Source organism: Brevibacterium sp. SIMBA_078, assembly GCF_046534565.1.
In the GTDB taxonomy this organism is placed as follows: domain Bacteria; phylum Actinomycetota; class Actinomycetes; order Actinomycetales; family Brevibacteriaceae; genus Brevibacterium.
The window spans coordinates 373546-386417 of record NZ_JAWRYQ010000002.1 but is presented as its reverse complement, the minus strand read 5'-3'; the positions used below and the strand labels follow the sequence as shown (position 1 = coordinate 386417).

At 62.9% G+C, this 12872-nt stretch carries 9 protein-coding genes; 8 read left to right on the top strand and 1 reads right to left on the bottom strand.

The features are described 5' to 3' along the window. Positions 1 to 125: 125 nt before the first annotated feature. Genes SB749_RS10065 through SB749_RS10055 form a run of 3 tightly spaced genes read left to right on the top strand, consistent with a single transcriptional unit; the run spans position 126 to position 3562 of the window. Positions 126 to 1760 (top strand): SLC13 family permease, encoded by a 1635-nt coding sequence (locus tag SB749_RS10065; RefSeq protein WP_410710202.1) that lies wholly within the window; start codon positions 126 to 128, stop codon positions 1758 to 1760. 28 nt (positions 1761 to 1788) lie between these two features. Further along, positions 1789 to 2859, top strand: a complete 1071-nt coding sequence (locus SB749_RS10060) for an NADH:flavin oxidoreductase/NADH oxidase (RefSeq protein ID WP_410710201.1) — start codon at positions 1789 to 1791, stop codon at positions 2857 to 2859. 49 nt (positions 2860 to 2908) lie between these two features. Then, on the top strand, positions 2909 to 3562 hold the full coding sequence (locus SB749_RS10055) for an MBL fold metallo-hydrolase (protein ID WP_173153767.1): 654 nt from the start codon (positions 2909 to 2911) through the stop codon (positions 3560 to 3562). Between the two features lie 14 nt (positions 3563 to 3576). Here the strand turns inward: SB749_RS10055 and SB749_RS10050 are convergent, their stop codons facing one another. Then, positions 3577 to 4161, bottom strand: coding sequence for a hypothetical protein (locus tag SB749_RS10050; RefSeq protein WP_410710200.1), 585 nt, complete (start codon positions 4159 to 4161; stop codon positions 3577 to 3579). Between the two features lie 259 nt (positions 4162 to 4420). Here SB749_RS10050 and SB749_RS10045 point away from each other — a divergent pair, with 259 nt between their 5' ends. From SB749_RS10045 to typA, 5 genes are all read left to right on the top strand, one after another. After that, positions 4421 to 6226, top strand: coding sequence for an ABC transporter family substrate-binding protein (locus tag SB749_RS10045; RefSeq protein WP_410710199.1), 1806 nt, complete (start codon positions 4421 to 4423; stop codon positions 6224 to 6226). A 104-nt stretch (positions 6227 to 6330) separates the two neighbouring features. After that, entirely contained in the window at positions 6331 to 7875 is a 1545-nt protein-coding gene (locus tag SB749_RS10040) for an ABC transporter permease (RefSeq protein ID WP_410710198.1), read from the top strand. After that, positions 7872 to 8903: an ABC transporter permease gene (locus SB749_RS10035; protein WP_173153779.1), complete on the top strand. Its 1032-nt coding sequence runs from the start codon at positions 7872 to 7874 to the stop codon at positions 8901 to 8903. Before SB749_RS10040 ends, SB749_RS10035 begins: the two co-directional genes overlap by 4 nt. Then, a complete protein-coding gene (locus SB749_RS10030) occupies positions 8903 to 10825 on the top strand; it encodes an ABC transporter ATP-binding protein (RefSeq protein ID WP_410710197.1) in 1923 nt (640 codons plus the stop codon). The genes SB749_RS10035 and SB749_RS10030 overlap by 1 nt, the downstream gene beginning before the upstream one ends. Positions 10826 to 10931: 106 nt before the next feature. Further along, positions 10932 to 12842 (top strand): translational GTPase TypA, encoded by a 1911-nt coding sequence (gene typA / locus SB749_RS10025; RefSeq protein WP_139466927.1) that lies wholly within the window; start codon positions 10932 to 10934, stop codon positions 12840 to 12842. Positions 12843 to 12872 lie beyond the last annotated feature (30 nt).

Sequence of the window (12872 nt, the reverse complement as noted above, 5' to 3'; positions counted from 1 at the left end):
ACTGCGGCGAAGGGCCGCGAAGCACCCATGCGCTCACGGAGCGCGGGCGATTCTCTCGGTAGAGAGACCACATCTGGAGTATGCTGAGCGATAGCACAGGCACACCTGCTCAATGAGGAGTGAGAATGTCCCCGCGCCCGAACTCCGCCGAGTTCACATCCACCGAGATCGATATGCGCTCTCCCGGGGAACGAGAACCCGGCATCAGCCGCACCACCCTGCGAATCCGGTGGACCGGATTCCTGCTCGGCCTCATCTTCTCGACCCTGATCTATGCGATCATGCCCGCCGGTGTCGAGCACGCTGCCAAACTGACCGCGGCGGTCGCGGTGCTCATGGCAGCCTGGTGGATGACGGAAGCGCTGCCGATCGCGGCGACGTCCCTCGTCCCGCTCGTGGCGTTCCCCGTGCTCGGCACGGACGTCGAGATGGACACCGTCGGCGCCTCCTACGGAAACCCGATCATCTTCCTCTTCCTCGGCGGCTTCCTCATCGCACTGGCCATGCAGCGATGGAATCTGCACCGTCGCATCGCACTCGTGACGCTGAGCATCATGGGCGACAAGCCGGGACCGATGATCGCCGGCTTCATGATCGCCACCGGGTTCATCTCGATGTGGGTCTCGAACACCGCGACCGCGGTGATGATGCTGCCGATCGGAATGTCGGTGCTCATGATCGTGTCGAAGGTCATGGGCACAGCCCTGAACGGGGCGGCGGGCGCCGCAGACCAGGACGGGGCTGTAACCGAAGACGTCGACGGTGCAGCCGAGAGCTCGAGCGACGGCGGCGATGACACCGGGATCGGCGCGGTTGTGAAATCCAATTTCGGCACCGCTCTCATGCTCGGAATCGCCTACTCCGCGTCGATCGGCTCGTTGGGCACGATCATCGGCACGCCTCCCAACCTCTTCCTCGTCGGCTACCTCAAAGACAACCACGACATCTCCATCGGCTTCGGTCAGTGGATGCTAGTCGGTGTTCCGCTGTCAGTGGTGATGATGGCCATCGCCTGGTTCCTGCTGGTCAAGGTGATGTTCAAACCGGAGATCGACAAGATCCCCGGCGGACGTGAACTCATCCGCGAAGAACTGGCCAAACTCGGTCCCATGTCCACCGGGGAGAAGCTTGTGCTCGCGATGTTCGTCCTCGCCGCCGTCAGCTGGATCTCGTTGCCGCTGATCTTCGAAGAACCGCCGATCAGTGACGAAGGCATCGCCATGGTCGTCGGTCTTCTGCTCTTCCTCATTCCGGGCGGGGCCAACCGCGGCGTCCGCCTCCTCGACTGGGAGACCGCAGAGAAGCTGCCCTGGGGAGTCCTCCTGCTCTTCGGCGGCGGGCTGGCTCTCTCCGCTCAGTTCTCTGAGTCGGGTCTGACCGAATGGATCGGCACGACCACGAGCGGCCTCGGAGTTCTGCCGACGGTCCTCGTCGTCGCCATCTTCGCTGCCATCATCCTTTTTCTCACGGAACTGACGTCGAACACTGCGACGGCGGCGACGTTCGTTCCCGTCGTCGGAGGAGTGGCCATGGGACTCGACCTCGACCCGCTGCTGCTGACGATTCCCGTCGCCTTGGCCGCGACGTGTGCCTTCATGCTGCCGGTCGCCACCCCGCCGAACGCGGTCGCCTTCGGTTCCGGCTATGTCACCGTGGCGCAGATGGTCAAGGGCGGGCTGTGGCTCAATGTCATCGGCATCGTGCTCGTCACTGCCACGGTATATCTGCTCGCCGTTCCGGTATTCGGTATCACTGTCTGAGCTCGGGCGGAACTGGCAGACTGATGCCATGACTAAGCTGTTCGAACCGCTGACCCTGCGCGGAACCGAGATTCCCAATCGCATCTGGCTCGCCCCGATGTGCCAGTACTCCTGCGAAGCCGAAGACGGCATGCCCGGCCCTTGGCATCTCGTCCATCTCGGTGCCCGGGCGCAGGGCGGATTCGGGCTCATCCTCACCGAAGCCTCCGCAGTCGTCCCCGAAGGTCGAATCTCACCACAGGACGCCGGAATCTGGAATGACGACCAGGCAGAGTCATGGTCGGCCGTCGTTGACTTCGTCCACTCCCAGGGCAGCATCATCGGCATTCAGCTCGCCCATGCCGGCCGCAAGGCCAGCACCTATCGTCCTTTCACCGGTGAGCCGAAGGGCAGCGTCCCCGAGTCCGAGGGCGGATGGTCGACACTCAGCGCCAGCCCCATCGCCTATCCGGAGCTGGCCGAGCCCGTGGAGATGACGAAGGACGACATCGCCGAGGTGGTCGCCGCCTTCGCTGCCGCGGCCCGTCGTTCGATCGACGCCGGGTTCGACCTCGTCGAACTCCACGCAGCCCACGGTTACCTTCTCCATTCGTTCCTGTCACCACTGTCGAACCAGCGCAGCGACGAATACGGCGGCGATCTCGCCGGCCGGTCCCGACTGCTCCATGAGGTGTATGCGGCCGTGCGCGCCGAAGTAGGTGACAAGGTGCCCGTCTTCGTGCGCATCTCGGCAAGCGAATGGACAGACGGCGGATTCGACATCGCCGAAGCCGCAGAGGTCAGCCGTGCGCTGTCGGAGGTCGGAGTCGACCTCATCGACGTCTCTTCGGGCGGCAACTATCCGGTGCGGATCCCCATCGGCCCCGGCTACCAGGTGTCCCTGGCCGCAGCGATCCGCGCCGAAGGAGCTTTGGCCGGAGCCGTCGGACTCATCACGGATCCGAAGCAGGCCGAGACCATCCTCAGCACGGGACAGGCCGATGCGATCTTCATGGCCCGAGCAGCCCTGCGTGAACCTTCCTGGCCGCAGCGGGCCGCCCATGTCCTCGGGGTCGAACCCGGACCCTACCCTCCGCAGTACACGCGCGGAGCCTGGTGACCTGTCCCTGAACCGCACGCAGCATCAGCACAGATTGAGGAGTTTGGAAATGCACACGATCGAAACCGAGCACGTCATCATCCGCTCTATCGCGGTCTCCGAGATGGCGAACAACGTCTATCTGCTCACTGCCAAAGAGACCGGTTCCCAGGTGCTCATCGACGCCGCCGACGACGCCGAGGCGATCACCGAACTCATCGACTCGGGTGCCCAGGACACCGAGGCCGACTCGAAGCTCAGGGCGATCATCACCACCCACCAGCACTGGGATCATATTCGGGCACTGCCGGCCACCTCGGCGAACTATCCGGAGGCGATGACGATCGCCGGTGCCGCGGACGCGGCCGCCATCACCGAGGCGGAAGGAGTGGAGATCGCGCATTCTGTCGACCACCTCGACGTCGGGGACTTCGGCGGATTCGTTCTCCAGGCAATCGCTCTGCGCGGGCACACTCCCGGTTCGATCGCGCTGCTCCTGCGCGACGGGGGCCAGACGATCCTGTTCTCCGGTGACTCGCTGTTTCCGGGCGGGCCGGGCAAGACCTGGTCGGCGGAGGACTTCACTTCTCTCATGGACGACCTCGAGGAGCGGGTCTTCGGCGAACTTCCGGACGAGACTCTCGTTCTGCCCGGACACGGGGACTCGACGACCCTGGGCGAGGAACGTCCGAAACTGGGGGAATGGCGCGAACGCGGCTGGTGACCGCAGTTCGGCCGTCAGCGCGGCAGTGCTGCGAAGCCGAAGAGCGCCCAGACGATGGCGAGGAGACCCATGGCGATGATGCCGATGTTCCATCTCGTCTCGATGACACGCTGCCCACCGGGGTTGGCGAGTTCTGCGTCGCTGAGCGACGAATAGCGCTCGAGCACGGTGTCGACGGCCGGGCTCGGATTCTCGACGAGCCGGCGCATACCGTGCTCGTCTTTCTCCCACTTCTTGCCCTTGCCGGCCAGCGGCCATGAGGCGAACTTCTTCTCGTGGGTGCGCACACTCAGACCGAAATGGGTCTCGAAGCCGTCGACGAGGTTCCACGGGATCGTCACGGTCTTAAGTGGATTGACCAGCACAAGCTGCTGTCTGTGCAGTTCGACGCGGGGGAACCGGTAGAAGACGAAGACCAGGGTGCCGACGGCCAGAGGGATGCCTGCGGCGGCCAGACCGCGCAGCGTGAAATCGCCGAAGAGGATTGAGAGCACGCCCAAGGCGCAGAGCCCTCCGACGATGAAGAAGAGGGCCGTCGAGCTCGTCGTCCGTACGACGGTCGGCTCGGTCTCATTGCGATCTATCTCACTGTCAGTCACCTCATCATCCTATCCATTGAGACTGGGCAAAACTTGTCCGTTCCCTTGGTTTCGAAACGGTAACGATTCAGAATTTTGCTCATTATGTGGACTCGATCACAGTCTCCGGTGAATTAACTTTGATGCATTCCATGTGAAAAACATGAACGCGGTCACATGCGCTTCGGTCTCTGCCGAACCGTCTCACGTGACCGGAATGCACTCCGGTTTTGGGGTGCAAGTACGAGGGTGACTCGCCCTAGAACAACAAGGAGAGAATGTGAACAAGCGCTTCCTCGCGGCCGGTGCCTCTGTGGCTGCCGCTGCAATGGTGCTCACCGCCTGCACACCCCCTGGCGGAGGCGATGATGACGAAGCATCGAAAGACACCGCCATCAACATCGGTTGGAACGAATCCTTCCGGTCGATGAACACGCTGACGGCCAACGGCAATGCAACCTCGAACTCCATTCTCACCTACATGATGAATGACAACTTCGGGTACTACGACGGTGACCTCGAAGTTCAGGACGGAGCCCTCGGCAAGGTCGAGCAGGTCTCGGAAGATCCGCTCAAGGTCAAGTACACATTCACCGATGATGCCAAGTGGTCCGACGGCACCCCCGTCGATGCCGCTGACCTGGCGCTGACCTGGGCCGGCACTTCGGCGAACTTCAACACCGTCGAAGCCAACAACAACGACGACGGAACGGTGAAGAAGAACGACGCGAAGACCGTCTACTTCGATTCCTCGACCGCCGGTTCGGCTCTGATCAAGAAGTTCCCGGAGATCTCGGATGACGGCAAGGAGATCACCCTCGAATACTCCAAGCCCTACGCTGACTGGCAGACCGAGTTCGGCACCGGTCCCGACGGCGTCGGCGTGCCCGCCCATATCGTGGCGAAGAAGGCACTCGGGGTCGACGATGCCGAAGAGGGTAAGCAGGCGATCCTCGATGCAATCAAGGACAAGGACACCGAGAAGCTCTCGAAGATCTCGAACACCTGGAACACCGGGTTCGATTTCACCTCGATGCCGAAGGACGAGGACCTGCTGGTCCACAACGGTCCCTACAAGATGACGAAGTTCGAAGAGGGGCAGTACGTCACCCTCGAACTTGACGATAACTACACGGGTCCGGTGAAGCCGAAGGTCAAGACCGTCACGGTCCGCTACAACGGCGATCCGATGGCGATGATCCAGGCGATCGAGAACGGCGAGGTCGACATGACTCAGCCGCAGGCGACTGCCGATGTGCTCTCGGCTGCGGAGGACCTCGACGGCGTCAACGTCGATGCGGCCGACGGTGCCACCTATGAGCACGTCGACTTCACTTTCGACAACAAGGGGCCTTTCGACCCCGAGGCGAATGGCGGTGACGAGGAGAAGGCGAAGAAGGTCCGCCAGGCCTTCCTCAAGACTCTCCCTCGGGAAGACATCGTCGAGAAGATCATCAAGCCTCTCAACGACAAGGCCGTCACTCGCGACTCATACTCGCAGGTCCCCGGTTCGCCGATGTACGACGCGATCACGAAGGAGAACGGTGTTGCCGATGCAACCAAGGTCGACATCGACGGAGCGAAGAAGCTGCTCAAGGATGCCGGAGCCGACGCTCCGACGGTCCGCGTTATGTACGACAACACGAACTCGCGTCGTCAGCAGGAGTTCCAGCTGATCAAGGAATCGGCGGAGAAGGCCGGGTTCAAGATCAAGGACGTCGGTGACGTCAATTGGGGCACGCGCCTCGGTGACGGCACCTATGACGTCTCGCTGTTCGGCTGGCAATCCGAGGGCACCGGAGTGACGGAGAACGATGCGAACTTCCGCACCGGCGCTCAGAACAACTACGGCGGCTACTCGAGCGAGAAGACGAACAAGATCCTTGACAAGCTGCTCGTGTCCGAGGAGGACCAGCAGCAGGATCTGCTCATCGACCTGGAGAAGCAGCTGAGCGAGGACGCCTTCGGTGCGCCGATCTTCCAGTTCCCCGAACTGACGATCTACCGTGACAGCGTCAAGAACGTGAAGTCGACGTCTGTATCGCCGACGATGTTCTGGAACTACTGGGAGTGGGAAGTCAACTGATCTGCGTTTGACGCGATCGGTTCTTCTCCACCCAAGCCTTCTGTGGGGATCACTGTGTGATCCCCACAGCGGCGTTTTCGGAAGATTGAAACGGAACTCTCATCATGATCAGATTCATCCTCCGACGATTGCTGTCGACGGCGCTCGTGCTCCTTATCGTCACCTTCGTCCTCTACCTGCTCCTCAATGTCGCGCTCGACTTCTTCTGGGACCTGCGCGCGAGCACCTCACCGAACATCGAGGCTCTCTACGAGTCGCGTCGACGTCTCCTCGACCTCGACACTCCCGCCGTCGTCCGCTACTTCAAGTGGCTGGCAGGCGTCGGCGGCTGCGCCATCGGCCAATGTGACTTCGGCATCGCCTGGAAATCCGGCCAAGAAGTCACCGACCAGCTGCAGGGCGCAATCGTCAATACGATCAAGCTCATCACCGCCTCGACGATCGTGGCCATCATCCTCGGCATCGCCGTCGGCATGATCTCGGCAATCCGCCAGTACTCGGGCTTCGACTACTTCATCACCTTCGTCTCGTTCCTCCTCTACTCGCTGCCCGTCTTCTGGGTGGCGGTGCTGCTCAAGCAGTACGGAGCGATCGACATCAACAACTTCATCAACGACCCGACCTTGGAATCCTGGTGGCCGATCATCATCGGCTGTGTGGCCATGGGGCTGTTCTGGATGGGTGCGCTCGGCGGCAGCGCGAAGCGTCGCGCGATCACCTTCGTCGCCGCAGCGGTCATCACCTTCGGCACGATCTACTACATCCTCGCCAGCGGCTGGATGCAGCACCCGACTATCGGCCTCCTCGGCGTGGTCGTCATCGGCGCCGGTGCGGCCATCGTCATGACGTTCCTGTCGACGGGGCTGAAGAACCGCCGCGTGCTCTATGCCACGCTCACCACAGTCGTCGTCGGCGCGCTGCTCTACTGGCCGCTCATGAACCTCTTCTACTACGTCGACATGAACTGGCTGTGGATGTTCGGGCTCTTCATCGTGGCGATCGCCGTCGCGATCGGCATCGGTCTGGCTTTCCGCGGCCCGGATCCCTGGGACACCGCACGCACAACGAGCTTCACCGCCATCATCGTGGCCGTGCTCATCTTCGCCGACAAAGTGCTTCAGGGCTGGCAGGAGTATTCCGACGACCCGGCCATCAACAATCGTCCGATCGCGACGATCGGTGCATCGGCGCCGAATATCGACGGCGACTTCTGGATCACGAACCTCGACTCGTTCACTCACCTGCTGCTGCCGTCGATCGCCCTCGTCCTCATCTCCTTCGCCTCGTACACCCGCTATACCCGCGGCTCGATGCTCGAGGTGCTGGGCCAGGACTACATCCGCACGGCACGAGCCAAAGGCCTCAACGAACGTACGGTGATCATGCGGCACGCTATGCGCAATGCGCTGCTGCCATTGGCCTCGGTCGTTCCCGTCGACATCATCACAATGATCGGCGGTGCCGTCATCACGGAGACGATCTTCGGCTGGAACGGCATGGGCAAGCTCTTCATCGACTCGCTGAGACAGGCAGAGCTCGACCCGGTCATGGCCTATATCCTCATCACCGGCCTGCTCGCCATCATCGCCAACCTGGTCGCGGACTTCCTCTACGCCGTCCTCGACCCGAGAATCCGAGTGAACGCATGAGTACCAACAACGACAAACAGAACGCTCTCGCCCTCGACGAAGTCGGGGACAATGCGATCGAGTCGAAGGAAACCGAAGGTCTCTCCCAGGGCAAGATCGTCCTGCGCAAGTTCCTTCGCCACAAAGGCGCGATGATCTCGATCGTCGTCCTCGTGCTGGTGGCGATCTTCGCCTTCAGCGCGCAGGGATTTGCGGGAATTCCCGGCTGGTGGAAGTTCAGCCATACGGCGTCCGGGCCCGTGGTCAACCCCGGCGGAGCCCCGACCTGGTCGTTCGCGAACTTCTTCTCTCTCGGAGATCACCCGTTCGGTCAGGATGAGATCGGTCGTGACAACTTCGCCCGAGTGATGAAAGGGACGCAGATCTCGCTGGTCGTCATGTTCATCATCGGCATCGTCTGCCTGATCATCGGCACGGTCATCGGCGCCGTCGCGGGCTACTACCGCGGTTGGGTCGATTCGGTGCTCATGCGCATCACCGACGGATTCGTCATCCTGCCGGTCATCGTGGTCGGATCGATCCTCGGTGTGCTCGTCGGCGGAGCGAACGGCCCGCTGCTCGGTGTGGCGCTTGGCTGCATCCTCTGGGTGGGTCTTGCCCGTCTCGTCCGCGGTGACTTCATGTCGCTGCGCGAACGGGAGTTCGTCGATTCGGCCCGCGTGGCCGGCGCCAGCGACTTCCGGATCATGTTCAAGCACATGCTGCCCAATGCCATGGGCGTCATCATCGTCAACACGACGCTGATCATGAGTCAGGCGATCGTGCTCGAAGCCTCGCTGAGCTACCTCGGCTTCGGCATCAAACCGCCAGGCATCTCGTTGGGACAGCTCATCAGCGAATACCAGACCTCCTTCGCCACTCGTCCGTGGCTGTTCTGGTGGCCCGGCCTGTTCATCATCGTCATCGCTCTGTGTGTGAACTTCATCGGCGACGGTCTGCGCGACGCGTTCGACCCGCGGATGAAGACCATCCCGAGCTGGAGGAAGATGAAGAAGGCCGAGCGCATGGCACAGAAGGAGGCGAAGTGATGGCCGAGAAGAAAGCAGACAACCAGCCGAAGAAGGGCTCTCCGATCCTCGAGGTCAATGACCTCGGAGTCCAGTTCTGGGTCAGCGACGAATGGTGGATGGCCGCCGAACACCTCGACTACACGGTCAATGCCGGCGAGGTGCTGGCGATCGTCGGCGAGTCCGGTTCGGGCAAGTCGCAGTCGAGCATGTCTCTGCTCGGGCTCCTGCCGAGCAACGGCCGTGCGACCGGCTCAGCGAAGCTCAACGGACGTGAACTCATCGGCATGCCGCCGGAGAAGATGCAGGCCGTGCGCGGCAACGACATCTCTGTGATCTTCCAGGAGCCGATGACGGCGCTCAACCCGGTCTACACCGCCGGGTACCAGATCGTGGAGACGCTGCGCGTCCACCTCGACATCGGTCCCAGCGAGGCGAAGCAACGGGCTCTCGAGCTCATGCGGCTCGTGGAGATCCCTGATCCGGAGGATCGGTTCCATTCGTTCCCGCACCAGCTCTCCGGTGGTCAGCGTCAGCGCATCATGATCGCGCAGGCACTGGCCTGTCAGCCGAAGCTGCTCATCGCCGATGAGCCGACCACCGCGCTCGACGTCACGGTGCAGGCCGAGATCCTCAAGCTCATGCGCGAACTGAAGTCGAAGCTCGACGCGGGCATCATCCTCATCACGCACGATATGGGCGTGGTGGCGGATATGGCCGACCGCATCATCGTCATGCGCGCCGGCAAGGTGGTCGAATCGGGTACTGCGGAGGAGATCTTCTACAACCCGCAGCATCCGTATACGAAGCAGCTCCTCGAGGCTGTGCCCCACCTCGGCGCGGGAACCGACAGCGAAGTATTCGGCGGCAGCATCGACGATGTCGAGGCCTCGCTGTCCGATATCACCTCCGATCAGTCTGCGCACGCCGATGACCCGGTCGGCCAGCCGGACACCGGGGCAGGCGGCGACGGTCTCTCCGAGGCCGGGGCCGCCGATATGGCCGTGGCCGAGGCACGCGCTCAGGTGACTGAGCAGGACCGCTTCGAGATCGAGATGGACTCCACGGAGACGTACTACCATCCCGGTTCGCAGGCGGACTTCTCGAAGCCCTCTGCCCTGCAGCTGCGTGACGCCGCGATCGAGTACCCCGCAATCGGACGGAAGAAGGCCTTCCGCGCCGCTCACCACATCAATCTCATGATCGCCCCCGGCGAAGTCGTGGGCCTGGTGGGGGAGTCGGGGTCGGGTAAGACCACGATCGGACGCGCCGCTCTCGGGCTGCTGCCCACGGTCGAAGGCGACATGGTCGTCAACGGCACGAGCATCAAGGGCCTGAGCAATAAGCAGATGAGGCCCCTGCGCAAGGAAGTCGGGATCGTGTTCCAGGATCCCGGTTCCTCGCTCAATCCGCGACTGCCGGTCGGGGAGTCGATCGGTGAGCCGCTCTACCTCCACGAGGGGATGAAAGGGCCGGAGCTGAGCAAGCGAGTCGAGGAGCTGCTGACCGCGGTCGAACTGCCGACCTCGATGCGCAACCGCTATCCGCATGAGCTCTCCGGCGGTCAGCGTCAGCGCATCGGCATCGCCCGCGCCCTGACCCTGCGACCGAAGCTGCTCATCGCCGATGAGCCGACCTCGGCGCTCGACGTGTCCGTGCAGGCGAAGGTCCTCGACCTGTTCGAGGGCCTGCAGAAGGAATACGGCTTCGCGTGTCTGTTCATCAGCCACGACCTCGCCGTGGTCGAACGCATCGCCGAGCGCATCGCGGTGATGCGCCACGGCTACCTCGTCGAGATCGGCAAGTCCTCGCAGGTCGTGTCGAACCCCGTCCACCCGTACACACAGCGTCTGCTGTCTGCGGTTCCGGTTCCGGATCCGAAGGAGCAGCGCAAGCGTCGGGAGGCCAGGGACGCGGTCCTCGAGGCCACGATGAACGCCTGAGTCCGCCCAAGCTGACGGCCACCTGCACGCGAGAGCGTGCGGGTGGCCGTATAATTGTCTGTTGGGTCCGGGCTGGACCGATCTCTCTATCTCAAAAAGGTTCTTGATGACTGAAGCCATCACACGACGGGAAAACCGCCGAAACGTAGCAATCGTCGCACACGTCGACCACGGCAAGACCACGCTGGTCGATGCCATGCTCCGGCAGACCGGTGTGTTCAGCGAACACGGCGACTTCGCCGAACGCGTCATGGATTCAGGCGACCTCGAACGCGAGAAGGGCATCACCATTCTCGCGAAGAACACCTCCGTCCTCTACAACGGTCCCTCGGCCGGCGAGGACCCCATCGTCATCAACGTCATCGACACCCCCGGCCACGCCGATTTCGGCGGTGAGGTCGAGCGCGGACTGTCCATGGTCGACGGCGTCGTCCTCCTCGTCGACGCATCGGAAGGTCCGCTGCCGCAGACCCGCTTCGTCCTGCGCAAGACGCTGGCCGCGAAGCTGCCCGTCATCCTCGTGATCAACAAGACCGACCGTGCCGATGCCCGCATCGACGGAGTCGTCGAGGAAGCTCAGGACCTGCTCCTGGGTCTGGCCTCCGACCTCGCCGACGAAGTCCCCGACCTCGACGTCGACTCCGTCCTCGATGTGCCCGTCGTCTTCGCCGCCGCGAAGGCAGGTGCCGCCTCCCTCGAACAGCCCGCCGATGGAGCGGTCCCGGACAACCCCGACCTCGAACCGCTGTTCAAGACCATTCTCGAGACGATCCCGGCACCGGAGATCAACTCCGACGGCATCCTCCAGGCACACGTCACGAACCTCGACGCCTCGCCGTTCCTCGGCCGTCTCGCTCTGCTGCGCATCTTCGGCGGCACGCTGAAGAAGGGCCAGCAGGTCGCCTGGGCCCGCGGTGACGAGATCAGCTCGGTGAAGATCACCGAACTGCTCGAGACCCAGGGTCTCGACCGGGTGCCCGCCACGGAGGCCTCGGCCGGCGACATCGTCGCCGTCGCCGGCATCCCCGACATCATGATCGGTGACACGCTCACCGACATCAACAATCCGAAGCCGATGCCGGCGATCGTCATCGACGATCCGGCGATCTCGATGACCGTGGGCATCAACACCTCCCCGCTGGCCGGCCGGGAGAAGAACACGAAGGTCACCGCCCGCATGGTCAAGGACCGCCTCGACCAGGAGCTCGTCGGCAACGTCTCGCTCAAGGTCGTCCCGACCGAACGCCCCGACGCCTGGGAGGTCCAGGGTCGCGGTGAGCTGGCTCTGGCCATCCTCGTCGAGCAGATGCGCCGTGAAGGATTCGAACTCACGGTCGGCAAACCTCAGGTCGTGACCAAACAGGTCGACGGCAAGGTCCACGAGCCCTTCGAAGAGCTAACGGTCGACGTGCCGGAGGACTACCTCGGGGCCGTGACCCAGCTGCTGGCTGCCCGCAAGGGCGTCATGTCGACCATGACGAACCACGGCACCGGCTGGGTGCGGATGGAGTTCAAGGTCCCCGCCCGCGGCCTCATCGGCTTCCGCACTCGGTTCCTCACCGAGACCCGCGGCACCGGAATCGCGAACACGATCTCGGCCGGATACGGACCGTGGGCCGGCAACATCGAGTTCCGCATCAACGGATCTCTCGTGGCCGACCGCGCCGGAACAGTGACCCCGTACGCGATGATCAACCTGCAGGACCGGGGAACCTTCTTCGTCGAACCGACCTCCGAGGTCTACGAAGGCCAGATCGTGGGCGAGAACTCGCGCGCCGACGATATGGACGTCAACATCACGAAGGAGAAGAAGCTGACGAACATGCGTTCGGCTTCTGCCGACAGCTTCGAGAACCTCACTCCGCCGCGCAAGCTGACCCTCGAGGAGAGCCTCGAGTTCGCTCGTGAGGACGAGTGCGTCGAGGTCACCCCGGGTGCCATCCGCATCCGCAAGGTCGAACTCGATCAGAAGGAACGCGCAAAGCTCTACGCGAAGATGCGCCGCCAGAACGCCTGAGCCGGAATCCTTGATCCGGCAGCACCGAAT

Bases quoted from the DNA above. Each gene is read 5' to 3' on its own strand.
- SB749_RS10065 (WP_410710202.1), top strand. From the start codon at position 126: ATGTCCCCGCGCCCGAACTCCGCCGAGTTCACATCCACCGAGATCGAT.
- SB749_RS10060 (WP_410710201.1), top strand. From the start codon at position 1,789: ATGACTAAGCTGTTCGAACCGCTGACCCTGCGCGGAACCGAGATTCCC.
- SB749_RS10055 (WP_173153767.1), top strand. From the start codon at position 2,909: ATGCACACGATCGAAACCGAGCACGTCATCATCCGCTCTATCGCGGTC.
- SB749_RS10040 (WP_410710198.1), top strand. From the start codon at position 6,331: ATGATCAGATTCATCCTCCGACGATTGCTGTCGACGGCGCTCGTGCTC.
- SB749_RS10035 (WP_173153779.1), top strand. From the start codon at position 7,872: ATGAGTACCAACAACGACAAACAGAACGCTCTCGCCCTCGACGAAGTC.
- SB749_RS10030 (WP_410710197.1), top strand. From the start codon at position 8,903: ATGGCCGAGAAGAAAGCAGACAACCAGCCGAAGAAGGGCTCTCCGATC.
- typA (WP_139466927.1), top strand. From the start codon at position 10,932: ATGACTGAAGCCATCACACGACGGGAAAACCGCCGAAACGTAGCAATC.